At 70.4% G+C, this 24,516-nt stretch carries 22 protein-coding genes and 1 tRNA gene; 12 read left to right on the forward strand and 11 right to left on the reverse strand.

Annotated features, from left to right (window positions below; genetic code table 11):
* Nucleotides 1–15: 15 nt before the first annotated feature.
* The 4 genes from thrC to argS all read right to left on the reverse strand — a co-directional run bounded on the left by thrC (nucleotide 16) and on the right by argS (nucleotide 5,747).
* Nucleotides 16–1,065 (reverse strand): threonine synthase, encoded by a 1,050-nt coding sequence (gene thrC / locus HAV39_RS25465; protein WP_191841691.1) that lies wholly within the window; start codon nucleotides 1,063–1,065, stop codon nucleotides 16–18.
* A 234-nt stretch (nucleotides 1,066–1,299) separates the two neighbouring features.
* Entirely contained in the window at nucleotides 1,300–2,586 is a 1,287-nt protein-coding gene (locus HAV39_RS25470) for a homoserine dehydrogenase (protein ID WP_191841692.1), read from the reverse strand.
* Nucleotides 2,587–2,629: 43 nt separating this feature from the next.
* Nucleotides 2,630–4,015: a diaminopimelate decarboxylase gene (gene lysA, locus HAV39_RS25475; RefSeq protein ID WP_191841693.1), complete on the reverse strand. Its 1,386-nt coding sequence runs from the start codon at nucleotides 4,013–4,015 to the stop codon at nucleotides 2,630–2,632.
* A gap of 82 nt (nucleotides 4,016–4,097) precedes the next feature.
* A complete protein-coding gene (gene argS / locus HAV39_RS25480; protein WP_191841694.1) occupies nucleotides 4,098–5,747 on the reverse strand; it encodes an arginine--tRNA ligase in 1,650 nt (549 codons plus the stop codon).
* 86 nt (nucleotides 5,748–5,833) lie between these two features.
* On the opposite strand from argS, the gene HAV39_RS25485 reads away from it, so the two are divergent.
* Together HAV39_RS25485 and HAV39_RS25490 are read left to right on the forward strand one after the other, a co-directional pair.
* The gene (locus HAV39_RS25485) at nucleotides 5,834–6,646 is read left to right on the forward strand and encodes a thioredoxin-like domain-containing protein (RefSeq protein WP_191841695.1); all 813 of its coding nucleotides are present in this window, start codon (nucleotides 5,834–5,836) and stop codon (nucleotides 6,644–6,646) included.
* Nucleotides 6,647–6,656: 10 nt separating this feature from the next.
* Nucleotides 6,657–7,286 (forward strand): DUF305 domain-containing protein, encoded by a 630-nt coding sequence (locus HAV39_RS25490; protein ID WP_191841696.1) that lies wholly within the window; start codon nucleotides 6,657–6,659, stop codon nucleotides 7,284–7,286.
* Between the two features lie 85 nt (nucleotides 7,287–7,371).
* On the opposite strand, the gene HAV39_RS25495 is transcribed toward HAV39_RS25490, so the two are convergent.
* Nucleotides 7,372–8,091, reverse strand: coding sequence for an LPXTG cell wall anchor domain-containing protein (locus HAV39_RS25495; RefSeq protein ID WP_191841697.1), 720 nt, complete (start codon nucleotides 8,089–8,091; stop codon nucleotides 7,372–7,374).
* Between the two features lie 184 nt (nucleotides 8,092–8,275).
* Here HAV39_RS25495 and HAV39_RS25500 point away from each other — a divergent pair.
* From HAV39_RS25500 to HAV39_RS25510, 3 genes are all read left to right on the forward strand, one after another.
* A tRNA-Arg gene (locus HAV39_RS25500) sits at nucleotides 8,276–8,347 on the forward strand.
* Nucleotides 8,348–8,930: 583 nt separating this feature from the next.
* Nucleotides 8,931–9,443 (forward strand): SigE family RNA polymerase sigma factor, encoded by a 513-nt coding sequence (locus HAV39_RS25505; RefSeq protein ID WP_191841698.1) that lies wholly within the window; start codon nucleotides 8,931–8,933, stop codon nucleotides 9,441–9,443.
* Nucleotides 9,440–10,786 carry a TolB family protein gene (locus tag HAV39_RS25510; protein ID WP_191841699.1) on the forward strand — a complete coding sequence of 449 codons (1,347 nt, stop codon included), beginning with the start codon at nucleotides 9,440–9,442 and terminating at the stop codon, nucleotides 10,784–10,786. Before HAV39_RS25505 ends, HAV39_RS25510 begins: the two co-directional genes overlap by 4 nt.
* A 237-nt stretch (nucleotides 10,787–11,023) precedes the next feature.
* On the opposite strand, the gene HAV39_RS25515 is transcribed toward HAV39_RS25510, so the two are convergent.
* From HAV39_RS25515 to HAV39_RS25525, 3 genes are all read right to left on the reverse strand, one after another.
* Entirely contained in the window at nucleotides 11,024–11,374 is a 351-nt protein-coding gene (locus HAV39_RS25515; protein ID WP_342355589.1) for a type II toxin-antitoxin system PemK/MazF family toxin, read from the reverse strand.
* Complete coding sequence (locus HAV39_RS25520) at nucleotides 11,371–11,595, reverse strand: hypothetical protein (protein ID WP_120318294.1); 225 nt, start codon at nucleotides 11,593–11,595, stop codon at nucleotides 11,371–11,373. The genes HAV39_RS25515 and HAV39_RS25520 overlap by 4 nt, the downstream gene beginning before the upstream one ends.
* Before the next feature lie 104 nt (nucleotides 11,596–11,699).
* Nucleotides 11,700–12,437 carry an SDR family oxidoreductase gene (locus HAV39_RS25525; RefSeq protein ID WP_191841701.1) on the reverse strand — a complete coding sequence of 246 codons (738 nt, stop codon included), beginning with the start codon at nucleotides 12,435–12,437 and terminating at the stop codon, nucleotides 11,700–11,702.
* A 102-nt stretch (nucleotides 12,438–12,539) separates the two neighbouring features.
* On the opposite strand from HAV39_RS25525, the gene HAV39_RS25530 reads away from it, so the two are divergent.
* Complete coding sequence (locus tag HAV39_RS25530; protein WP_203736091.1) at nucleotides 12,540–13,406, forward strand: LysR family transcriptional regulator; 867 nt, start codon at nucleotides 12,540–12,542, stop codon at nucleotides 13,404–13,406.
* A 105-nt stretch (nucleotides 13,407–13,511) separates the two neighbouring features.
* Here HAV39_RS25530 and HAV39_RS25535 read toward each other — a convergent pair whose 3' ends face one another.
* Together HAV39_RS25535 and HAV39_RS25540 are read right to left on the reverse strand one after the other, a co-directional pair.
* On the reverse strand, nucleotides 13,512–14,642 hold the full coding sequence (locus HAV39_RS25535; protein ID WP_191841703.1) for an acyltransferase family protein: 1,131 nt from the start codon (nucleotides 14,640–14,642) through the stop codon (nucleotides 13,512–13,514).
* 143 nt (nucleotides 14,643–14,785) lie between these two features.
* Entirely contained in the window at nucleotides 14,786–16,747 is a 1,962-nt protein-coding gene (locus HAV39_RS25540) for an FAD/NAD(P)-binding protein (RefSeq protein WP_191841704.1), read from the reverse strand.
* A 453-nt stretch (nucleotides 16,748–17,200) separates the two neighbouring features.
* Between HAV39_RS25540 and HAV39_RS25545 the strand changes: the two genes are divergently transcribed.
* The gene (locus HAV39_RS25545; RefSeq protein ID WP_191841705.1) at nucleotides 17,201–18,415 is read left to right on the forward strand and encodes an acyltransferase family protein; all 1,215 of its coding nucleotides are present in this window, start codon (nucleotides 17,201–17,203) and stop codon (nucleotides 18,413–18,415) included.
* On the opposite strand, the gene HAV39_RS25550 is transcribed toward HAV39_RS25545, so the two are convergent.
* Nucleotides 18,389–19,279: a phosphatase PAP2 family protein gene (locus HAV39_RS25550; protein ID WP_191841706.1), complete on the reverse strand. Its 891-nt coding sequence runs from the start codon at nucleotides 19,277–19,279 to the stop codon at nucleotides 18,389–18,391. The genes HAV39_RS25545 and HAV39_RS25550 overlap by 27 nt on opposite strands.
* Before the next feature lie 242 nt (nucleotides 19,280–19,521).
* On the opposite strand from HAV39_RS25550, the gene HAV39_RS25555 reads away from it, so the two are divergent.
* From HAV39_RS25555 to HAV39_RS25575, 5 genes are all read left to right on the forward strand, one after another.
* Entirely contained in the window at nucleotides 19,522–20,553 is a 1,032-nt protein-coding gene (locus HAV39_RS25555; protein WP_191841707.1) for an NAD-dependent epimerase/dehydratase family protein, read from the forward strand.
* Complete coding sequence (locus HAV39_RS25560; RefSeq protein WP_191841708.1) at nucleotides 20,550–21,716, forward strand: class I SAM-dependent methyltransferase; 1,167 nt, start codon at nucleotides 20,550–20,552, stop codon at nucleotides 21,714–21,716. Before HAV39_RS25555 ends, HAV39_RS25560 begins: the two co-directional genes overlap by 4 nt.
* A 96-nt stretch (nucleotides 21,717–21,812) precedes the next feature.
* Nucleotides 21,813–23,054 (forward strand): class I SAM-dependent methyltransferase, encoded by a 1,242-nt coding sequence (locus tag HAV39_RS25565; protein ID WP_191841709.1) that lies wholly within the window; start codon nucleotides 21,813–21,815, stop codon nucleotides 23,052–23,054.
* Nucleotides 23,051–23,869: a glycosyltransferase family protein gene (locus HAV39_RS25570; protein ID WP_191841710.1), complete on the forward strand. Its 819-nt coding sequence runs from the start codon at nucleotides 23,051–23,053 to the stop codon at nucleotides 23,867–23,869. The genes HAV39_RS25565 and HAV39_RS25570 overlap by 4 nt, the downstream gene beginning before the upstream one ends.
* On the forward strand, nucleotides 23,869–24,504 hold the full coding sequence (locus HAV39_RS25575; RefSeq protein ID WP_191841711.1) for a PIG-L deacetylase family protein: 636 nt from the start codon (nucleotides 23,869–23,871) through the stop codon (nucleotides 24,502–24,504). The genes HAV39_RS25570 and HAV39_RS25575 overlap by 1 nt, the downstream gene beginning before the upstream one ends.
* Nucleotides 24,505–24,516: the final 12 nt, after the last annotated feature.

Genomic DNA, 24,516 nt, shown 5'->3' on the forward strand with positions numbered 1-24,516 from the left:
CTCGGGGCGCACGGGTCAGGCGAGGCCGAGTTCGCGGGCCGCGGCCAGCGGGTCGTTGCCGATGGTGGTCGGGGCGGGCGCGGTCGAGATGGCCCACTCCGGGTCCTTGAGACCGTGGCCGGTCACCGTGCAGACGATGCGCGAGCCGGGCGGCACCTTGCCGGCCGCGGACGCCTGCAGCAGGCCCGCCACGCTCGCCGCCGAGCCCAGCTCGACGAAGACGCCCACCTCGCGGGCCAGCAGCCGGTATGCCGAGAGGATCTCGCGGTCGGTCACGGCGTCGATGAGGCCGCCGGAGGCGTCACGCGCGTCCAGGGCCTTGGTCCACGAGGCGGGGTTGCCGATCCGGATCGCGGTGGCGATCGTCGACGGGTTGGCCACGACCGCCCCGTTGACGATCGGGGCGGAGCCGGCGGCCTGGAAGCCGTACATCTTCGGGGCCTTCGTGGCGTTGCCCGCGGCGACGTCCTCGTTGTAGCCCATCCAGTACGCGCTGATGTTGCCCGCGTTGCCGACCGGCAGGCAGTGGATGTCCGGCGCGTCGCCGAGCGCCTCGACGATCTCGAACGCGGCGGTCTTCTGGCCGTGCAGCCGGTCGATGTTCACCGAGTTGACCAGCGCCACCGGGTAGTCCTGGGACAGCTTGCCCGCCATCGCCAGGCAGTCGTCGAAGTTGCCGCTGACCTGCAGCAGCTTCGCACCGTGCACGAGCGCCTGGGCCAGCTTGCCCAGGGCGATCTTGCCCTGCGGCACGAGCACCGCGCAGGTGATCCCGGCGCGGGCGGCGTATGCCGCGGCGCTGGCGGAGGTGTTGCCGGTGGACGCGCAGATGATCGCCTTCGCGCCGTGCTCGACGGCGGTGGAGACGGCCACCGTCATGCCCCGGTCCTTGAAGGAGCCGGTCGGGTTGGCGCCCTCGACCTTCAGGTAGACGTCACACCCGGTGCGGTCGGACAGCACGGGGGCGGGCACCAGCGGAGTGTTGCCCTCGTGCAGCGTGATCACGGGCGTCTTGGCCGTGACCGGCAGCCGGTCCCGGTACTGCTCGATCAACCCACGCCACATGCTGGCCTCCTTACCGAGTGTCATCGAGTACCTTGCCGTCTCGCCGCCGTCGCCACCACTCAGGTTCCACCCTCCGGGACGTCGATCCCACAGGCACCCCACCCTCGCCGCGCGCGGCCACCGCCGGGCCCGCGCCAACCTAGAGGTCGATCACGGTCCCACGGTGGTGACACGCCGCCGAACACGTCCACAAGTTCATGATCGACGGCGCGCGGCCGGCCTGCGGCGGCCGCGCTAGAACTCCACGCGGAGGACGCTGGCGACGGCGCGGACGAAGTCGAGGGTGCGGAGTTCGGCGACGGTGGCGGCGAGGGCGCTGTCGGGGGCGGAGTGGGTGACGATGACGAGGCTGGCCTCGTCGCCGCGGCCCGACTGGTTGACGGTGGCGATGGAGACGTCGTGGCGGGCGAAGACGCCGGCGACCGCGGCCAGCACGCCGGCGCGGTCGGCCACGTCGAGCGAGACGTGGTAGCGGGTGCTGACCTCGCCCATCGGGTGGACGGCGAGGTCGGCGTAGGCGGACTCGCTGGCGGCGCGCACCCCGGCCAGGCGGTTGCGGCCCACGGCGACCAGGTCGCCGAGCACGGCGCTCGCGGTGGGCGCGCCGCCCGCGCCGCGGCCGTAGAACATCAGCTGCCCGGCGGCCTCGGCCTCGACGAACACCGCGTTGAACGCCTCGCCGACGCCGGCCAGCGGGTGGGTGCGCGGGATCATCGCCGGGTGCACGCGCACGCTGACGCCGCCGTCGGCGGTGCGGCCCGCGATGCACAGCAGCTTGATCGTGCAGCCCATCGCCTTGGCGCTGGCCACGTCGGCCGCGCTGACCTCGGTGATGCCCTCGCGGTAGACGTCGGCGGCCCGGACCCGGGTGTGGAACGCCAGGCTGGCGAGGATCGCGGCCTTCGCGGCGGCGTCGAAGCCCTCGACGTCGGCGGTCGGGTCGGCCTCGGCGTAGCCCAGTGCGGTCGCCTCTTCGAGAGCCTCGGAGAAGCCCGCGCCCGTGGCGTCCATCGCGGACAGGATGAAGTTCGTGGTGCCGTTCACGATGCCGGTGACCTGGGTGATGCGGTCGCCGTGCAGGGACTCGCGCAGCGGGCGCAGCAGCGGGATCGCGCCCGCCACCGACGCCTCGTAGTACAGGTCCGCGCCGCCCTCGGCGGCGGCGTCGTGCAGGCTGCCGCCGTCCTCGGCCAGCAGGGCCTTGTTGCCCGTGATCACGCTCTTGCCCGAGCGCAGCGCCTCGACCAGCCAGGTGCGGGCGGGTTCGATGCCGCCCACCACCTCGATGACCACGTCCACGTCGTCCCGCTTGACCAGGCCGAGGGCGTCGGTGGTGAACAGGTCCGGCTTGACCGGCAGGTCACTGCGGTCGCGGCCCGCTCTGCGGACGGCGATGCCGACCAGCTCGACGGGTGCGCCGATACGCGCCGTGAGGTCGTCGGCCTGCTCGTGCAGCAGGCGTACGACCTCCGAGCCGACGGCGCCGCATCCCAGCAACGCCACCTTGACCGAGTCAGCCACTTCGTCTCCCGTAACGCTCACCTGGACAGGGCGCTGATGCGCCCTACCCCACGTCCAACGCCAGGAGATCGTCCTCGGTCTCCCTGCGCACGATCACCCGTGCCTGCCCGTCGCGCACGGCCACCACCGGCGGCCGGGGCACGTGGTTGTAGTTGCTGGCCATGCTCCGGCAGTAGGCGCCGGTTCCCGGCACCGCGATAAGATCTCCGGGCCGGACGTCAGCGGGCAGGAATTCATCCTTCACCACCACGTCCCCGGCCTCACAATGTTTTCCCACCACGCGGGCAAGAATCGGCTCCGCCTGTGACGCACGCGACGCCAGCGTCGCCGAGTACGACGCGTCGTACAGCGCGGTGCGGATGTTGTCGCTCATGCCGCCGTCCACGCTCACGTACGTGCGCAGTCCGTCGAGCGGCTTGACCGTGCCGACCTCGTACAGCGTGAAGGTCGACGGGCCGACGATGGCGCGGCCCGGCTCCACGGACAGGTGCGGCTGGGCGATGCCCAGGCCGCGGCACTCGTCCGCCACGATCTTGAACATCCGCTCGGCCAGATCACCGGCCGGCGAGGGCGTGTCCTGGCTGGTGTACGCGATGCCGAAGCCGCCGCCCAGGTCCAGCTCGGGCAGTTCCGCGCCCAGCTCGGTGCGGATGCGCTCCTGCAGCGTGAGCACCCGGCGGGCGCTGACCTCGAAGCCCGACGTGTCGAAGATCTGCGAGCCGATGTGCGAGTGCAGGCCGCGCAGCTCCAGCGTGTCCTGCTCCAGGATGACCCGGGCCGCCTCGAACGCCTTGCCGCCCGCCAGCGAGAAGCCGAACTTCTGGTCCTCGTGCGCGGTCGCGATGAACTCGTGGGTGTGCGCCTCCACGCCGACGGTCACCCGGATCATGACGCGCGGGCGGACCCCGCGCTCGCGGGCGATCGCGGCGAGCCGCTCGATCTCGTCGAACGAGTCGACCACGATCCGGCCCACCCCGGCCTCGACGGCGCGGGTCAGCTCGCGTACCGACTTGTTGTTGCCGTGCAGTGCGAGCCGCGCCGGGTCCATGCCCGCCGCGAGCGCGGTGGCCAGCTCGCCGCCGCTGCACACGTCGAGGTTCATCTCCTCCTCGACCAGGATGCGCACGATCGCCCGGCACAGGAACGCCTTGCCCGCGTAGTACACGTCCGCCCCGGCGAAGCCCTGCTTGAAGTCGCGGCAGCGGGCCCGGAAGTCCTCCTCGTCGAGCAGGTACGCCGGGGTGCCGAACTCCTGCGCCAGGGACGCCACGTCCCGGCCGCCGACCTGCAGCACACCGTCGTCGTCCTTGCGGGCGGTGCGCGGCCACAGCGGCGCCATCAGCTCGTTCACATCAGCGGGCGTACGCAGCCAGGAAGGTCCCTGGTGCCCGAAGTCGCCGTGCAGGGCGCCTGCCTCATGAGCTCTCATGCGACGAACCCGCTCCGCGCGTTCGTCGCACGAGGCACAGCCCTGAGCCTCATGATTCGTTCGCTGCGCTCACTCATGCGGGTCACATCCGTTCAGGGGCGGTCACGCCGAGCAGGCCGAGGCCGTTGGCGATGACGGTGCGGGTCGCGTCGTTGAGCCAGAGCCGGGCGACGTTGCCGGGCTCGATCGGGGCGTCGCCGTGCGGCAGCACGCGGCAGGCCGGCTCGTCGTAGAAGCGGTGGTAGTCGCCCGCCAGGTCCTCCAGGTAGCGGGCCACCCGGTGCGGCTCGCGCAGCTCCGCCGCGCCCTTGACCACGGTCGGGTAGTCGCCGAGCGCCTTGAGCAGCTCCAGCTCCTTCGGGTGGGCCAGCAGCGCCGGGTCGAACTCCGCCGAGTCCCGGGTCAGCCCGAGGTCGGCGGCGTTGCGGGACACGCTCGCGGTGCGGGCGGCGACGTACTGCACGTAGTAGACCGGGTTGTCGCGGGTGGCCCGGGTCCACAGGTCCACGTCGATGTCGATCGGGGAGTCGCTGCTGTAGCGGGCCAGCGCGTACCGGGAGGCGTCCACGCCGATCGCCTCGACCAGGTCCTCCATCGTGACCACCGTGCCCGCGCGCTTACTCATCCGTAGCGGCTGGCCGTCGCGGACCAGGCTGACCAGTTGCCCGATGAGGATCTCCAGGTTGACGTCCGGGTCGTCGCCGAAGCAGGCCGCCATGGCGCGCATCCGGCCCACGTAGCCGTGGTGGTCCGCGCCCAGCATGATGACGACCCGGTCCGCGCCGCGGTCCCGCTTGTCGAGGTAGTAGGCGCAGTCGGCGGCGAAGTAGGTCCACTCGCCGTCGCTCTTGCGCAGCACCCGGTCCTTGTCGTCGCCGAAGTCGGTGGTGCGCAGCCAGGTCGCGCCGTCGGCCTCGTAGAGGTGGCCCTGCGCGCGCAGCCGCTCCAGAGCCAGGTCCAGCTCGCCCTTGGTGTGCAGGTCCTTCTCGTTGAAGTACACGTCGAAATGCGTGCCGAACTCGTTCAGCGACGACTTGATCTGCGCGAACATCAGCTCGACGCCCTCGACCCGGAACGTCTCCAGGTCGTCGGCGCCGGGGTGCTTGGCCTGGACCGCCTCGGCGATCTCGGCGATGTACGCGCCGCCGTACCCGTCCTCCGGCGTCGCCTCGCCCCGGGCCGCGGCCCGCAGCGACTTGGCGAACCGGTCGATCTGCGAGCCGGCGTCGTTGAAGTAGTACTCGGTGGTGACCTGCGCGCCCGCCGCCTTGAGCAGCCGCGCCAGCGCGTCGCCGACCGCGGCCCAGCGCACCCCGCCCAGGTGGATCGGGCCGGTCGGGTTCGCCGACACGAACTCCAGGTTCAGCCGCAGCCCGGCCAGCGCCGTGCCATGCCCGTACCCCGGGCCCTGGGTGACCACCAGGCGGGCCAGCTCGCCCGCCGCCGCCGCGTCCACCCGGATGTTCAGGAAGCCCGGACCGGCGATCTCCACCGCAGCGATCCCTGTGAATTTGCTGAGTTCCTCGGCGAGGGCCGCGGCGAGCTCGCGGGGGTTCTCGCCGACCTTCTTGGCGACCTGAAGGGCCAGGTTGGTGGCGTAATCCCCGTGCTCCAGGTTGCGCGGACGTTCCACCGCCGCCGCCGCCGGCAGGGCGGCCAGATCGAGGCCGCGGGCCGCGAAGACGGCTTTTGCGGCGGTCAGGACGGCATCGGCGATATTCGCAGGAGTCACCCGGCCATGCTAACCGGGTAGACTTCGGCCCTCTGCGTCCCACCGCACGGCGGGCGCGCCCACCCCTCGATGTGACGGACACCACGATGAGCATCAGCACGCAAGGCGGGGAGCAGCACCGCCCCAATGTTGTGAAGGTCGGCGGCAAGCCCGCGGCCGGCGCCAAGCCCGGCACCAAGACCACCACCGGCGGCGGCAAGACCCCGCCCAAGGGTGGCAAGGGCGGCGGCCCCCGCAAGCCGATCACGCCGATCAAGGTCAACCAGGGTCGCAACTGGGGGCCGATCGCCATGTTCGCCGCCGTCGGCATCATCGCGGTCGGCATCATCGGCTGGGGCGCCTGGGCGGCGTTCAAGCCGGGCGGCGCGGGCTACGACTGGAAGACGCGGGCCGGCGCCATCGACGGCATCACGCACGTGACGACCGAGCTCAAGAGCAACCACACGTACAACCCGGAGACGTACGAGCAGAACCCGCCGGTCGGCGGCACCCACAGCTACGTGTGGCAGCAGTGCATGGGCAATGTCTACGACGCGCCCATCCCCAAGGAGCACGCGGTGCACAGCCTCGAGCACGGCGCGGTCTGGATCACGTACCGCAAGGACCTGCCCGCCGACCAGGTGGCCGCGCTGGCCGCCAAGGTCGAGGGCAAGGAGATGATGTTGCTGAGCCCGGTCGCGGACCTGGACAAGCCGATCTCCCTGCAGGCCTGGTCGTACCAGCTGAAGGTCGACAACGCGAGCGACCCCCGGATCGACGACTTCATCGGTGCGCTGCGCGTCAACGCGACCCAGGAGCCCGGTGCGACGTGCCAGGGCGGCAACACCGCCACCGGCGACAAGCCGCTGACCGAGGAGCAGGCCACCGCCCTCCAGCAGCAGCAGCAGCAGCAAGGCTGACGGGAGCACCATGACGGACGTGGGGAACAGCCCTCGGTTCAGCACGCGAGGGCTGGCCCTCTCCGTGGCGCTCGCGCTGCTGGTCGGGCTCGCCATCGGGTTCGGCGTCACCCGGCTCGCGTCGGCCGGCACGCCGGCCGACGACTCGGCCGCCGCCGGCTTCGCGCGCGACATGAGCACGCACCATGCCCAGGCCGTGGCCATGGGCATGCTCGCCGCCAAGAGGGGCAACGCGCACGAGGTGCGGATCATCGGCGAGGACATCGCACTGACCCAGCAGGCCCAGATCGGCATCATGAGCCAGTGGCTGCGGGACTGGGGCCTCAACATCAACTCGGACGCCAAGCCGATGGCCTGGATGCCCGACGGCGACAAGGCCCTGACCAACGGCAACCTGATGCCCGGCATGGCCACGGCGCAGGAGATGACGGCACTGGAGAACGCGACCGGCAAGGACGCCGACCGCCTGTTCCTGGAGATGATGATCAAGCATCACCTGGGCGGCGTGCACATGGTCGACGCCGTGCTGACCCAGACCGACGATCCCGACGTGCTCTGGCTGGCCAAGGGCATGAAGGCCCGCCAGCAGCTGGAGATCTCGGAGATGCAGCAACTGCAGACCACCCTCGCCAAGCGCTGAGGGCGTACAACAGAGAAGGGCCCCGCCGGAGTTCCGGCGGGGCCCTTCCTCATCTCAGCGTTCCGGCATCAGGCCGACCCGGCGATCAGACCTCGGTCGGCAGATCGCGGCGACGGCGCACCAGGAACAGCGTCCCCGCCCCGCCGATGACCAGCGCCAGGCCCACCGAGGCGACGACCGTCACGGCCGCGCCGGTCACCGGCAGGCCCGGCTGTCCCGACGATGACGGCGTCACACCAGGGCCGCCCGGGGTCGTGCCCGGCGTCGGGGTCTGGCCGCCCGGCGTGGGCGTCTGACCGCCTGGCGTGGGCGTCTGGCCGCCCGGCGTCGGCGTGCTGGTGTCGGGCGTGCCCCCGCAGGTGTGGCTCAGGGTGAAGAAGTCCGCGCCGTTGGTGATGACCGCCGAACCCGCGGTCAGCGTCCAGCCCGCCGGGGTGAACAGGTACGCGTGCTTGCCGTCGTCACCCGCATCGTAGAAGTCGTTCTTGTAGGGGCTGTCGTCCGCGTCCGGAATCTCGACGACGACGGTGTTGCCACTCAAGTTCTTGAACGTCAATGTGATCTTGACGAACTCCCCGCCGTTGCCCGGCAGGACGAAGTGCCAGCCGTCCTCGCCCGCAGTGCGAGGAGCCATCCGCTTGTCCTTGTCCTCGCACTCCCGCGAGGGGAACGTGCTGGCCAGGACTGTCTTGTCATTCTTGGTCTGGTTCAGCGGCACGGTCGCGTCCGCGTGCGCCGGACCGGCGAAGGCAACGCCGGCCAGCGCGGCGATCGCCACGGTGAGGAGAGGCCGCACGAGGCGCATGGGTGTTCCTCCAGGGGATGGACAGGTGAGTCAACGCCACATCGTCGCCCCGACCTGGGACGGAGGGGATCAGGTCAAACGACGGCAGCTCGATGGCGGGCGTGACACCTTGTCATCCGAACGGCCGACGCGGGTATCGATTCGGCACCGCGAAGGCGACCTGCTACTCTTTGTCGGTCGCTGAGCCCCCGTAGCTCAGGGGATAGAGCACCGCCCTCCGGAGGCGGGGGCGCAGGTTCGAATCCTGCCGGGGGCACTTTTTTGTACTGGTAAGTAGCTAATATCCAATTTCTGGATCGCTCTTACTGCGCAGCTGAGCTGCGGAAACATCGTCGCTTGGCAAGTTGACCTGGGAACAGGTTGCCGCGACTGTGCCCAGTTCGCCGATGCGCGTGTCACGCCGGCGATATCCCGATTCGTGATGAACTGAGATGTGCGCGAGCCAGCTGAGCTGGAGTGTGGCTACGACATCGCCGCCGTTGACGGCGAGCGGGCACGGCGTCTGGCGACAGCGCGAGCAGAATCCATTCTGGAGATTCTGGAGTGGTTCGGGCGCACGCCGAATCCTTCGACCACATCCACGGCCACGCCAGAAACCCAGGTGCTTCGGCTAGGTCGTCGTCGCTGGTTGCGACAGTCAACTGGGCTTTGGTCGGTCCGCGGGCCGATGCGATGCCCCGTCTGCGGCGAGGCCGAGCCCCGGCACTGAACGGCAGTGATCGCCACGTACCTGCCGGCGGCCTTGGCTGACCGGCTTTTCAACAAGCACCCAAGCCGCCCCTCCAACGGTCGCCTTCTGCGCGTGTATGAGATGTGCCAGTGATGTCGATGTGCCAGTGATGAACGCCGGTCCTGCGGATTCGTTCCGGGAATACGTGCACGCGCGCCTGGGGACGCTTGTGCGTGCGGCGTTCCTGCTGACCGGCGACTCGTATCTGGCGGAGGACCTGGTTCAGCAGACGCTGGCCAAGGTTGCCTCCCGCTGGGAACAGATCGTCGCGGACGGGAACCCGGACGCCTACGTGCGGCGCGTCCTGTACCACCAGCATGTCTCCTGGTGGAGAAGGTGGCGACGGGAGCCGCTGCCGGTCGCCGCCGTGCCGGAGGTCGCCGGGGCGGACCCCCACGGGCCGACGACGACGGCGATCGCCGTTCGCCAGGCGCTGGCCAAGCTGGCCCCCAGACAGCGGGCCGTGCTGGTGCTGCGCTACTTCGAGGACTTGACCGAAGCGCAGACGGCACAGGTCCTGGGTGTGTCGACAGGCACCGTGAAGAGCCAGGCTCGTGATGCGCTGGCCCGCCTACGTGCCGTCGCCCCCGAACTGGCTGACCTGCAGGAGGTGCCGAAATGACTACAACGCTGCATCGAGTTCTGGTTGATCTCGCCGGCGAGGCTCCCAGCCTGCGTATGCCGGCGGACCTGTGGCGGCGCGGACGTCGCCTCCGCTGGCGGCGCCGGGCCGCAGGGATTCTTGCCTGCCTGCTGGTGAGTATGACCGCGATGTGGCTGCCGTCGCCGAATGCGACCTGGTCGCAGTTCGCAGGTACTGACGACCGTACGCTGCCAGCCTGGGCCGCCCAGCCCTACCTGTGGCAGCAGACGTTCAGCGAGGATCCGAACGGGCCGGCGAAGCTTGTGTTCGAGACAGGGCACAGTCTCGATCTGGATACGTCGCTGGTGGTCGTGGGCCGGGACGACTCCTTCCGGCTGGTCTACCTCGACCCCGGCGAGTTGATGGGCAGTTTGTCGCCGGACGGCCGCTACCTCCTGGGCGACAACCTTGTCGACCTGGTCACCGGGCAGTCCCGCAAGCTCAGTCCTGCCGTCTCGTCACATTGGCCAGCCGTGTGGTCGCCCGACAGCCAAAGCGCCGTCGCCGTTATCGGGCAGGACGACGTAGTGCCAACCACCGGCCCGAACGGTGAGCGGATCAACGATTCGACGCGCTTGGACAACATAGTCATCGTCAGCGTGCCGGACGGCAGCCTACGGGTCGTCCACGTGGCTGAGGCAGACGTCTTCCGGGCGGCGTTCTCGCCTGACGGCACCCGGGTGGCCATCACCGTCGGCCGCGACGCACAAAATAAGGAGCTGCTCATCCTGGACGTTGCGACCGGCGCCGTGCAACGTGCGGTGCCGCTCGGCGAGCGGCAGCAGATCGCGGGCAGCGCCGCCTGGTCGCCGGATGGCAACCAACTGATCCTCACATTCATCGAGGGATGCCTTACGTCGCCGTCCTGCGACGGGCCCACCCCTGACCGGCCGGCCCGGCAGCGGTTCCACCTGCAACATCTCGATGTCGACACCGGAACGGTCACGGACGAGGCGGTCCGTGGCCGGGAAGATCGACCGAACCTCATCGCGTGGCGGCAAGGCGCTCCGGTCCTGTCGGTTACCAACGACGCGGACAACTCATGCGCCATCGTGCGTCTCCCGGCCGGCCAGAGCCCCGAGACTCTGCCACTGCGGGCGGCTGGGTACGGGTGCCCGAGCTATCCCCGCAATGCACTGGAGCAGTGGACCCTCGATGGCCCACAGCTGACGCCGTCGCCATGGCAAGCGCAGAACTGGGCCTACGTCGTGCTGGGGCTCATCGTACTGACCGGCGCGGCGCTCGTTGTGAAGCTGGGCCGGCGGTGGAGACGACGGTCGATGACACAACGTTCCAGGGTCGCCCCTGAGCCTCCGCGATAGTGTGCCTGGCGCCGGACCAGATCATGGACCAACCTGTCGCCCGATACGGCATGGGCCATGCAGTCAAGACCATGCGTAGCGCCCGATGGCTCTTTTGTCATCCAATCGGCAGGTCAGCCGCTATGGCCAGCCGACCCAACGGGGAGCAGTTTATACGTTCCGAAGTTTCTGCGCTCATGGTCGGCCGGGACCGTGGTGCCGACCACGGTGGTCAAACTCCGCCGCTCAGCCGTCGCGTCATGGGGTCGCGACGAGCTGCCGCAGCGCGAACGCAATCGCTTCACGCTCCGCCTTGCGTAACACTGCCTGATGCCGGCGCACGAGCCGGTCTGTGGACACCGCCTTGACCTGGTCGCACATCGCGAACCCGGCCCGCCCGGCGAGAGTGACCGCGGGCTGCCACACCAACTGCCGGTCCGTGGTCGTACACGGCACGACTAACGCCAACCCGTTGGGTAGGGAGCAGGCCAGCGCCGACCCCACGACGATCGCAGGCCGCTCTCCGGCCTGCTCGTGACCGACTTGCGGGTTGAACTGCATCCACCACACCTGCCACGGTGCCACCTGCGGCCGACGCGCTGGCGTCACTCAACCACCGCCGTGTCCAGCTCTGCCCACTCGCGCGCCTCAGCCTGATATTCGGCCAGCGCCTCCGAGTCAGCCTCCAACCGCGCGACAGCAGCCATGGCCTGGTGCTGCCAGATCAGCACGCGCAACGCCTCGTCCAGGCTCGCGCCACCCAGCTCGTCGGCGGCGATGCGCGCCAGCGCATCCCGGTTCTCCGGCGACACACGCATGCTCGTCTGCATACATGAAGCATACGGGCGGGCGGTCGCTCCGGCCAGCGGTCGGCGGTGACAGCGGTGACAATCGGCTTTCGGGCCGATCCGACGTAGACCACCAGAGATCATCCTTACCAGGGGACGACGCCTTCGTCGTCGAAGAACGCGCCGGACGGGCCGTCGTCGGGCAGCGTGGCGAGCCGGATCGCTGTGGCCGCGCCCTGCTCGGGGGTGCGCGAGCCGTGGAAGCCGGTGAAGGCGGACGCGACCAGGCCCGGGCAGGTGGCGTTGATCAGGATGTTCGTATCGGCGAACCGCCGAGCGTACTGGACGGTCACGGCGTTGAGGAACGACTTCGACGGCGCGTAGGCAGCCATGACCGGACCGATCTCGATGTCCGGGTCGGCTTGCAGAGTCACGGAGCCGACGCTGCTGGAAATGTTGACGATGCGCGGCGACGGCGAGCGCCGCAGCAGCGGGAGCATCGCATTCGTCACCCGGATCACGCCGATGACGTTCGTCTCCACGACCGTGCGGACCAGATCGAGGTCGAGCGTGGTCGGGTCCTGCGCCCAGTCCGCACCCAGCTGTCCGGAGATGCCTGCGTTGTTGACGAGCACGTCCAGCCGACCGGCCTCCCGCTCGATAATTTCCGCGGCGTCCGCGACGCTCCGGTCGCCGGTGACGTCCAGCGGCACACCGAACGCGTCGGCCCCAGCGGCGCGCAGCTTCTCGACGGCGGTCTCGCGCCGGCCCGCGTCCCGCGCTCCGATGGCCACGCGGTAGCCGAGGGCGCTGAGCCCGGTGGCGATCGCGTATCCGATTCCCTGGTTCGCGCCGGTGACGAGCGCGATCTTCGTTTCGTTCATGCCGTCCAGCCTCGCTCCCAGGCGGACGCGCCGGCCAACACCGATCAGGTTCGCTGTCATACCCGGTGGGTATCGCCGGCGTACGCTGTGGTCGTGGACGCCTTGGAGACCCGCGAGCTGAGGTATTTCGTGGCCGTCGCCGAGGAGCTGCATTTCGGCCGGGCCGCCGAACGCCTAGGCATGGCCCAGCCGCCGCTGTCGCGCGCGATCCAGCAACTCGAACGGCGCCTCGGCGTCTGCCTGCTGGAACGCAACCGCCGTGGCGTCGCGCTGACCGATGCCGGACAAGTCTTGCTGTTCGAGGGCCGCGCAACACTCGACGCGGCCACCGCTGCCGCCCGCCGGACCCGCCGCGCCGGCGGAGCCGACAACCCGGGCAGTGCGCGCAGCCGTCTGGTGCTGGCGGTGAAGACCGCCGCAGTTCACGAACTGCTCCAGAAGCTCCTCGACGCCTACGCGGCCCAGCCCGACGCCGCCGAGGTCGAGGTCCTGCAATGCCGCCTGTGCGACCAGGAAGCACGGCTGCGCGACGGCAGCGCCGACGTCGCGCTCATGCACGTGCCGTACAACTCCCTCGCCGGGTTCGACAGCGAGGAACTCATGACCGAGGGTCAGCTCGCCGTACTGCCCGCCGGACATCCCCTCGCCGCGCGCGAAACCCTGTCCATGGCCGACATCAGCGACCTCCCCGACCTCCCACCGGCACGCTGGCCCAGACACGGCGTCTACGCGCCCGGCCCCGGCCCCGAGATCCACGACCAGACGCAGTTGGCCCAACTGGTCGCCCTGGGCCGTACCGTCGGGGTCGTGCCGGAGTCCGCGCGTGCCTGGCTGTGGTCCGAGCACGCCGCCGTCCCGCTGACCGACGCGCCCCCTGTCGTCACACACATCGCCTGGCCCACGCACAGCCGCTCACCGGCCCTGGCCAGCCTGATCAGGACCGCCGTACAGCTCGATTCCGCCCGGTAGCGTGCTGTCGCTCCCTCTTGTCCCGGTGGTATCGGTCTCGGCGCGGGTCCGACCGTCGTGCGCGACCAACCATGTGCCGATCGGCGGTTCGCGACCTTGTCGCGGTCAGCCCCGGCGCAGCTGGGCCAGAGAGCTCGCCAGTCCGCGTTTGAGCAGCCGAGCGACCGGCTTCTCCACAAGGCGGTGGATCAGGTACGCCAGCAGCAGGACGACCGCGATGACGCCCAGCAGCAGGGGGATCGGGGCGATGTGCCCGCTGAAGCCCTTGATCAGGGTCAGGCCGATCTCTTGGTGCACCAGGTACAGCGGATAGGTGAGCGCACCGGCCGCGACCAGAGCCTTCCATCTGACCCAGTCGAACTTGTGCAGGGCGATGAGCGCGACGAGGACGAAGAAGAGCGTCACGGCGACCGAGGCGGGCCGCCAGTTGGCGCTGTAGTTCCCGGCCGACAGCCTGATGAGCCGGTTCATGCAGATGATCCAGGAGAAGCCGACGATGCCCCACAGCAGCAGTGACGATCCGAACCGATAGATGAGGTAGAAGGCGATGCCCGCGACGAAGAAGCTGGAGAACTTGGGGGCCAGCGCGGCCGCGCCCGGCACCGAGTAGGCGAACGCCGCCAGTGAGACGAGCGTCCAGACCACGCAGAAGGTCACCACCCGCTTGTAGGTCAGGCCCTTGGCCACGATGAGCGCGAACAGCAGGTAGAACTGCATCTCCACGAGCAGCGTCCAGTACGCCGGGTCGATCGGGCGTACGCCCAGGAGCTCGTGGAACATCGACAGGTTCGACACGGTGTCCGACGGCTTGCGTCGGCCGTTGAAGATCGGTGCGAGCCACAGGACCGCGCTGGTCAGCAGCACGGCGAACCAGTACGCCGGAAACAGCCGGGTGATCCGTGACGCGGCGAAGTCTCCGAGCGGCCGGCCCCACGCGGACATGCAGATGACGAATCCGCTGATCAGAAAGAAGAGGTAGACGCCGGTCCAGCCGTAGTGGGCGAGCTTCCACACGACAGCCGGGAACAGCGAGCTCGTGGGCTCGCCGTACGCCTCCGACGAGTTCGCCCCCACGAAGTGCCAGATGACCACCATCAGCGCGGCGACCAGCCGCAGGCCGTCGAGGATGTAGAGCCGGCCGCCGGCGAACGGCTGCGCCGCGGGCGATTCCTCCGATCCGCGCGGACGCGGTATCGCGCTGGCTTCGGTGTTTTGCACCTTTTCGGCGATGGTCATCCGGATCCCCTCGTCCCCTAGACCAGGGCACAATACACAGCCGTCAGATATTTGCCTCCCCGTGACTCCTCGACGCTGAACTCGAACGGCCACAAGCCGATCGAGTCATGACAGCGGCCGGCCACCGCGCCAGAACCGGATCTCTACGGTTGGCCGTGGCAAGACTCGTCCTCATGCTCGCCCTGACCGGCTCGACACAGTTCCTGGAGCGCGGCACGAGCGATTGTGTCGTTCTGCCGGAAGAATCCGTCATTGCTCCGCGGGGACGGGAACCGGCCGGATGCCAGCGCACTGCCCGAAAACAGGATTCCTGCCCCGAAGCGACTCCGGTGGGGGGTTCCATCGGCGCGCTTGAGGCGATGCAGGGAATCGGTGTCGATGAGACCCGCGGTGTCGACAAGACCAGCGGGATACCGGTCGCCGCCGCCGGGGGCCGGCCGAGACTCTTCCCTGATCTCCTCGCGCTGGATGAGTTTGCCCAGCAATGGGTCGTTCACGCGAAGCATCGTCCGCTCCGGGAGCCGGGCCTCGATGAGGGATCGGGCGGTGATCGATACGCTCACGTTGCAGGACCGCGCGTGGAAGAGCCCCCCGTGGGTGCTCACCGTCATCTCGGCACCGAGGAATCTGACGACACCGGCACGGGTCAGGGCGAGCAGCTCCTCCAGCCGCTGTCCAGGCGGTCCGCTGGTGAGGAATCGGCAGAGATCGAGGAACGTGGGCAGATCGTGCTCCCATGCGGCGGGAGAGAGTCTTTCTTGGTTGACCAGCGCGACCAGGCTGGAGAAGGCGGAGCTCAGACCGTGCAGCATCGCCAGGCTCGCGCTGTGGCGAGGATCGCGCCCGCGCCGCACTCCGGCAGCGATGTAATCGATCATCCAGCTCTGCAGGGAACCCAGGTCGGGGAAGTGGCGACCGGCCAGCGGATGGGCTGTCTCCGCCAGGTCGATCCGGTCCTCGTCGAACCGCACCGCCTGATCGACCAGCTCCTTGAGCGCCGGTCCATCCCAATCGAGGGTGTCGAGGCGGTGAAGGAACTGGCGAGCGTCGAGGTCGAGGAGTTCCGGGTGCGACTCGGCCAGCTCGCGATAGCCCGCGTGGGTGACTTCACGGGCGATCAACGGCCAGACGTCCATGGCGAAGTCCAGGGGGCGGTCGCCGAGTGCGGCCACGGCCGCGGCGTCGAGGTGACCGAACGGCTCCGGGGCCGGTCCGGGCAGGCTGTAACCCATCTTCGACCAGTACGGCACGCCGCGCCGCGAGCCCACGAAGAGGACGGGTTCCGCACCGGATGGCCGGTAATGCAGCTCACCGGAGTCGTCACGGTGGAATGTGCCGCCGCGACCGGAGGTCAGCAGCACGGCGGTGTCGATGAAACACAGGCCGAGCCCGCGTACGATCACCGGTTCGCCGGCGGGTATCCGGTCAAAGCAATGATCCTCGGTCGATCCCGATGGCAGGTAACACAGGTCGTGGGCGGCCGCGTACTCCGTCAGACGCACCTCTTCCGCGTTCGGCGCGACATCGACGTTGCCCTGTGCGAAGAGTACGACGTCGGCGTCCACCGGGGGAAGATCGTCCGCCATGACGACGCGCTGCCGGCCTGACGGAAGGTCGTGCACATCGACGGCCCGGCCCACGTGTGAACGGACCTGCACCTGGGGCATGCCGTTCTGCGCCGATTGCCGGAACACCCACGACAGATAATCGCTCTGCGTCCGGCGAGTGGTGAACCAGCTGTCCCGCATCCTCCCCGCCTCGGCCGACGTGGAGGGAGCGGGCCGGAATCCCGGTGGCGCCGACAGGCAGCCCGTGGCCAGCTGTTGTGCCCATGCGACGAGCGTGGGCCCGGAGACGACGGGACCCTCGCATGCGACGGTCTCGTCGGTGAACATGGTGCAGTCGTCGGACGTGGTGTTCATCCACAGCAGCGGTGACTGCTGGGACCGCCAGATGCGACCGCCTCCAGGCGGATAAGGATCGATGACGTGGACGGCGATCGTGCGGTCCGGCGCGCACTCGGCGGCGTTGGCGATGAGACGTTCGAGCAGTGAGGTGCCACGTGGGCCGGCACCGATGATTGCCACGGTCGGCGTCCTGGTCATGTTCCGCTCCTACACCTCGCTCAGGGTGGGTCATGTCGCATGCGTCCGGCTGACGCGTCACCGTTCCGGCGGGAACGGCTCGGCCGCCGGGAGTGGCGATGAGACCCGTGGCGGCAGGCCTCATTCACGTGACCAACTGCCAAGATCATTAGTGCCGAGACTAGGCGCGCACTCGGGCTCCGCGCATCCGCGTCAAGTTCACCTGCAAGGACGTATCGCGCTGACTCTTCTCCGCGCATGTGCGCCTTCCGCTTAGCACGCAGGGGCCCCGCTGTCCGGAAGTCGACCTGGTTCGGCGGGCACGCCGTCCCGGTGCTACCGCTAGCATTCCCGGTTGTTCGTGAAGCTCGCGCGCCCTGGCGGCGCTCAGGTGCGCCACCGGCTCGGCACCCGCGGCCGGCGGTCCCCGCAACCCCTCCCCGCCCACGACCGCCGAACAGGGATGGCACGACCATGGACAGTGACATCGCGACGCGCAGCGCCGTGCCCGCCGGGACCACGACGGCGCCTGACCCGCGCCCGGCCGCAGACTCCCCCGTGGCCGCGGACGCCCCGGCGGGGCAGCGCGAGCTGCGCCTGTCCGGCCTCGACGGCATCCGCGGCCTGGCCGCGCTCTTCGTCGTGCTGCACCACTGCTACCTGGCGTCCTACCCGGGCTATCCGCGCACCACGGGGCCGTGGTGGTCCGGTTGGCTGATCTACGGACATTTCGCGGTGGTCGTGTTCATCGTGCTGTCGGGCTTCTCGCTCGCGGTCTCCCCCGCGCGCCGCGGCTGGAACCTGGGCGACAAACGCGTCTTCGCGCAGCGGCGGGCCTGGCGCATCCTGCCCCCGTACTGGGCGGCGCTGGCGTACAGCCTGTTCGTGGCCTGGGTGGTGGTGCCCGAGGACGGCGTCCACCCAACCGCGAAATCGGTGCTGGTGCACGGCCTGCTGCTGCAGGACGTGTTCGAGTCGGTGTCACCGAACGGCGCGTTCTGGTCCATCGCCGTCGAGGCCCAGCTGTACCTGGTGTTCCCGCTGATGCTCCTGCTCGTCCGCCGGGTGGGCACCGCGGTCATGCTGGGCGCGGTCACCGTCGTGGTGGTGGCCCAGGGCGTCCTGGCGGCACACGTCAGCCTGGTCGACCTGTTCAGCCGGTTCACGCCACAGTTCGCGGCCCTGTTCGCCGCGGGCGTGGTCGCCGCGGGGGTGCTGCGCGACCGCGAGCGCGCGGCGCGGCTCCCGTACGGATGGCTCAGCCTGCTCGCCGCGCTGCCGGTGGTCGGCCTGATCGCCTACCAGGGTTCGGAGTGGACCGTCGCCAACCTGTTCTGGGTGGACCTGGCGCTGGGCCCGGCAGCCGCGCTGCTGCTGGCCGCCATCGCGTCGGGCCGGCTACGGACACTCACGCGGCTGCTGGACCTCGCGCCGATCCGCCGTCTGGGCACGTTCTCCTACAGCCTCTACCTGGTGCACGCACCGATCCTGGCGATCATCTTCGTCAAGCTGGTCGAGCCGCACACCGCGCCCGGAGCCGGGCGCTTCCTGCTCACCCTCGGCACGGTCACGCCGCTGGCGGTGGCGTTCGCATGGTGCTTCGCCCAGGTCTTCGAGCTGCCGTTCCAGCGCTACCGCAGCTGGGCGGCGCTGTGGCAGGCGCTACCCGGTCGCCGCGTCCGCTCCTGACCGGCCGCCCCCGTCGGCCCGCCGGGCGAGCCACCACAGGCCCAGCAGCGTCCAGCTGCCGCCGGCCAGAATCACCGCCCTGCCCAGCGAGAACGCCGACGGGCCGGCGGTGGCGAGCACCACCGACCCGACCGCGACCGCGACCGGGAGCAGGCAGGCGGCCAGCGCCGCGCCAGCGCCCACTCCGGACACGGGCCGGGCGGCCCGCATCGCCGCCGCGGCGGCGAACTCGTACGCCGCCGCGGCGACGCCGAGCACGATCAGCGCCGCGCCGACCACGTCGCTCGGGCGGTGCCAGCCGGAGGTCACCACCGCCAGGCAGACGCCCAGCGCCCACGGCCCGGCCAGGCAGGCGGCGAGCCGGCGGTGCCGGGCCGGCACCGCCAGCAGGGTCGCCGCGTACGTCGACAGGGCCAGGGCGGTGTGGCCGCTGGGAAAACTCTGGTCCGCCCGGCGGTAGCCGGAGTCGAGCAGCACCGGCCGGGTGAGCCCGTCCTGCAGCACCTGCACGACGCCCACGCTCAGCACCACCAGCCCCAGCCCGAGCAGCATCACGAGCCATCCGCGCCGCCGGCCGAGCAGCACCACCCCTGCCAGGAGCACGAGCGCCACCAGCGGCGTCAGCTCGAGCAGCGCGAGCGACAGCAGTTCGGCGAGGCTGTCGGTGCCGCGCGCGCCACCGTCCAGCGTCGCGTCCTCGAACGCCTGCCCGGCCTGGGTCCGCACCGCGGCCACGTACACGACGATCATCGCCGCGGCACAGGCCGGCGTGAGCCAGCGCGCCCGGACGAGCGGAGACACCCGCTCGCGTCGCGGTCCGGTCGACGTCCCGGGCGAATCGGTCCGCGCGGTCGTGGTCGGCACCGGATACCTCCTCTGTGGCGACGCGACGCGCGCCCTGCGGCGGCACCCGGACGGGGTCCGTCCGATCAGCAGGCGAGCCGCCCGGACCAGGATATACAGGGCGAACATCGCGCGACCACGTGCCGCGGCGCGCGATGGGCGCACCGCGTCGGTTGTCAAGTTCCCGATAGGGCGCTCACAGGAGGATGCAATCCCGACGGCGACTAGGCACACTCTCAACGTCAACACAGAGGGAGAGCACGTTGCGGGTACTGGTGACAGGCCATGAGGGATACATCGGCTCGGTGTTGACGCCCATGCTGCAGGCCGCGGGGCACGAGGTGGTCGGGCTGGACACCGGCCTCTACGCCGACGGCCTGATCGGACCGCCGCCGGCCCCCGTCGCGACCCTGCCGGTCGACCTGCGCGACGTGACCCCGGCCCACTGCGCCGAGGTGGACGCGGTGGTCCACCTGGCCGCGCTGTGCAACGACCCGCTGGGCAACCTCGATCCCGACCTGACGTACGCGGTGAACCTGCACGCCACCCAGCGCCTGGCCGCCGCGGCCAAGGCCGCCGGCGTGACGAGGTTCCTGTTCTCGTCCTCGTGCTCGCTGTACGGCAAGGGCCTGGACGACGCGCCGCTGCGCGAGGACGCCGCGTTCAACCCGATCACGCCGTACGGCACCTCGAAGATCGAGTCGGAGCGGGCGCTGCTCGCCCTGGCCGACGACGAGTTCTCGCCGGTCTTCCTGCGCAACGCCACCGCGTACGGGTTCTCCCCGCGGCTGCGCGGTGACCTGGTCGTCAACGACCTGGTCGGGCACGCGCTGCACACCAACGAGGTGCGCCTGCAGTCCGACGGCTCGGCCTGGCGGCCGCTGGTGCACGTCGAAGACATCTGCGCCGCGTTCCTCGCGCTGCTGGCGGCCCCGCGGGAGCGGGTGCACGCGCGGGCCTACAACGTCGGCCGGAGCACCGAGAACTACCTCATCCGCGACGTCGCGGAGCTGGTCGCCGAGGTGGTCGCGGGCAGCCGGGTCACCTTCGCCGCCGGGGCGAGCGCCGACCTGCGCAACTACCGGGTGTCCTGCGACCTGATCGCGGCCGAGGTGCCCGAGTTCCAGCCGACCTGGACGCTGCGCAAGGGCATCGAGCAGCTCGTCGAGGCGTACACGCGGTACGGGCTGCGGCTCGAGGACCTGATGGGCCCCGCCCACCAGCGGCTCAAGCGGATCACCGCGCTGCGGGCGGCCGGTCGGCTGGACGACGAGCTGCGCTGGATCGCGCCGTGACGGCTCGCCGCTGCGACGCCTGCGCCGGCGCGGACCTGGTCCCGTTCGCCGACCTCGGGGCCGTGCCGATCCTGTGCGGCGTGCACTGGGCCGACCGGCAGGACGCGGTCGGCTCGGCGTCCGGCCGCATGCACCTGGGCCGCTGCCCGGCCTGCGGCTACGTGCGCAACCTGGCATTCGACCCGGCGCTGCTGGTGTACGACCCGACGATGGACACGAACCTGCACTTCTCGGCGGCCTTCGCCAAGTACTCCACGGAACTCGTGCACCACCTCGCGGACCGCTACCAGCTCGCCGGCCGGCACGTGCTGGACGTCGGCTGCGGGCAGGGCGAGTTCCTGCGCGAGCTGTGCGGCCACGCGCCGTGCACCGGCAGCGGCTACGACGCGATGTACGCGGGCCCGGAGGGTCCCGACCCGAGCGGCGCCACGCTGCACAGCGCGCTCGCCCCGCGTGGCGCGGGCCTGCCCCGCTTCGACTTCGTCACCTCCCGCCACTGGTTCGAGCACCTCGACGACCCGTACGAGTTCCTGGTGGACCTGCGGGCGCAGGCCGGCGACCGGACCGCGCACGGCTACCTTGAGGTGCCCGACGCCGCATACGACCTGGCCACCGCGGGTTGGGAGGTCATCTACCCGCACGTGTCCTACTTCGACGAGTACGCCCTGTGCCGCATCGCGCAACGGGCGGGCTGGCACGTCGCGGGCAGCGGCACGTACTTCGACGGCATGTTCCGCTACCTGGAGATCACCACCGATCCGGCCCGGCGCGTCGCCGACCCGGAGCTCCCCCGCGACGCGGCCGCCCACCTCGCGCGGATCCAGGCCTTCGGCGACCGGCACCGGGCCGAGCGTGCCCGCTGGCAGGAGGCCATCGCGACGTACACGGCCGACGGGCGGCGCCCCGTGCTCTGGGGTGCGGGCTCCCGCGCGGTGCAGTTCCTCACCAGCGTGGACATGGGCCGCGAGCTCGCCGCGGTCGTCGACGTCAATCCGCGCAAGTGGGGCCGCTACCTGCCGGTCAGCGGCCACCGGGTCGACCCGCCCGCGTCGCTGGCGGCGCTGCGGCCCGAAGTTGTGATCATCACCAACCCGGCCTACCGTGCCGAGATCACCGCCGCGCTGGCCGGCCTCGGCGTCGAGGCCGAGCTGGAGGTGGCCTGATGGACCGCGACAGGAAGACCGCCGCATGAGGCAGCCGCAGGAGCCGGTCGGACGGCTCCCCCACCCCGCCGTCGACGAGCGCACCGAGGAGCAGGCATGACCGGAGCAGGTACAGCCACGCCACCCTGCCGGCTGTGCGCCGCGCCGCTCACCACGACCTTCCTCGACCTGGGCATGTCGCCGCTCTGCGAGAACTTCCTGCGCGCCGACCAGCTCGACGCGGGTGAGACGTTCTACCCGCTGCACGTGCGCATCTGTGACGAGTGCCTGCTCGTGCAGCTGCAGGCGTACGTCGGCGGCGAGGAGATCTTCAGCGACTACGCGTACTTCTCGTCGTACTCCCAGTCCTGGGTGGAGCACGCGCGCGGGTATGCCCACCGCATGGTCGCCGAGCTGGGGTTGGGTCCGGACAGCCTGGTCACGGAGGTGGCCAGCAACGACGGCTACCTGCTGCGGCACTTCGTCGACGCCGGGGTGCCCGTGCTCGGCGTGGAGCCCGCGGCCAACGTCGGGGCCGTCGCGCGGGCCGCGGGTGTTCGCACCGAGACGCGCTTCCTCGGCGCGCAGTCGGGGGCGGAGCTGGCCGAGCGGTACGGCCGCGCGGACCTGGTGGTCGCCAACAACGTGTACGCCCACATCCCGGACCTGATCGGTTTCACCGCCGGGCTGGCCGCGCTCGTCAAGCCCGGCGGCCTGGTGACGCTCGAGTTCCAGCACCTGATGCGGCTGATCGAGCGCAACCAGTACGACACCGTCTACCACGAGCACTACCACTACCTGACGCTGCTCACCGCCCAACGGGCGCTGGCCACCGCCGGCCTGACCGTGGTGCACGTCGAGGAGCTGCCCAGCCACGGCGGCTCGCTGCGGGTGTTCGCGCGGCCGGCGGGGGCGCCCGAGGCCGCCGTCAAGGAACTGCTGGCCGCCGAGGCCGCTGCCGGCCTGCACACCGTGGCCGGTCACCGGGGCTTCGCGGAGTCGGTCTTCCAGGTGAAGCGGGACCTGGTGGACTTCCTGCACCAGGCGCGCGCCGAGGGCAGGCGGGTGGTGGGCTACGGCGCGCCCGGCAAGGGCAACACGCTGCTCAACCACTGTGCCGTCCGCGCCGACCTGCTCGAGTACACGGTGGACCGCAACCCGCACAAGCACGGCCGGTTCCTGCCCGGCACGCACATCCCGATCCACCACCCGGACCGGATCGCGGCCGACCGGCCGGACTACGTCCTCGTGCTGCCCTGGAACCTGCGCAAGGAGATCAGTGCGCAGCTCGCCTATATCGGCGACTGGGGCGGCCGGCTGGTCTTCCCCATCCCCCGGCTGGAGGTCGTGACGCCGTGAAGGTCGTGCTGTTCTGCGGAGGCTTCGGCCTGCGGATGCGGGAGGGGCAGGGCAGCGCGCCCAAGCCGATGTCGATGATCGGCGACCGGCCGCTGCTGTGGCACGTCATGCGCTACTACGCCCACTTCGGCCACAACGACTTCATCCTGTGCCTCGGCTACGGCGCGAACGTGGTGAAGGACTACTTCCTGCGGTACGACGAGACGCTCAGCAACGACTTCACGCTCGCCAACGGCGGTCGCGACCTGCGCCTGCACTCGACCGACATCGCCGACTGGAAGATCACGTTCATCGACACCGGGCTGACCGCCACCATCGGCGAGCGGCTCATGCGCGTGCAGTCACAGCTCGACGGCGAGACGACCTTCCTGGCCAACTATGCCGACACGCTCACCAACGCACCGCTGCCGGCGCTGATCGAGCGGTTCGAGCGCAGTGACGCGACGGTGAGCGTGCTCGCCGTGCCCCCCGACTCCACCCACCACGTCATGGACATCCGCCCCGAGGGCACCGTCACCGCCGTACGGGAGCTGCGCGAAGGCCAGTGGGAGAACGGCGGTTACTTCATCATGCGGCCGGGCGTGTTCGACACGCTGCGCGCCGGCGAGGATCTGGTGCCGCAGGCGTTCCACCGGCTCATCGAACGCCGTGCCCTGCTGGCCCAGCCGTACGAGGGCTTCTGGCGCGCCGCCGACACCTTCAAGGACCGCGCCGAGCTGGAGGACATGTTCCAGCGCGGCAACTGCCCGTGGATGCTGTGGGATCCGCTGCGCAACGGCGGCCAGCCGCTGCCCGGCGGACGGCGGCTCACCTGATGCTCCGGCTGTCCGAGGTCCGGCAGGCGGTGGTCCTGGGCGCGCATCCGGACGACATCGAGATCGGCGCGGGCGGGCTCCTGCTCACGCTGGCAGCCGCGAACCCGGGCGTACGGGTGCACTACGTGCTGTGCACCGGCACGCCGGACCGGCACGCCGAGGCGATGGCGGCCGCCGCCGCGTTCCTGCCCGGTGCCACGCTCACCACCAGCCTGCACACGCTGCCGGACGGGCGGCTGCCGGCGCACTGGGCAGAGGTGAAGCGGATCGTCGACGACGCCGCCGCCAGCCGGCCGGAGCTGGTGCTGTCACCCTGGACCGGCGACGCCCACCAGGACCACCGGCTCATCGGCGAGCTGGTGCCGACCGCGTTCCGGTCCGCGCTGCACCTGCAGTACGAGATCCCCAAGTGGGACGGCGACCTCGGCCGGCCCCAGCTGTACGTCCCGCTGACCGACGAGGTCGCCGCCGCCAAGGTGGCCCACCTCGACACGTGCTTCGGCTCGCAGCGCGACCGCGACTGGTGGACCGAGGAGACCTTCCGCGGCCTGATGCGGCTGCGCGGCATCGAATGCCGGGCGCCCTACGCCGAGGCGTTCCACTGCGCGAAGGCGACATTGCGGCTCACCGCATGACGCCAGCCGGCG

The organism is Catellatospora chokoriensis (assembly GCF_011297315.1).
In the GTDB taxonomy this organism is placed as follows: Bacteria; Actinomycetota; Actinomycetes; order Mycobacteriales; family Micromonosporaceae; genus Catellatospora; species Catellatospora citrea.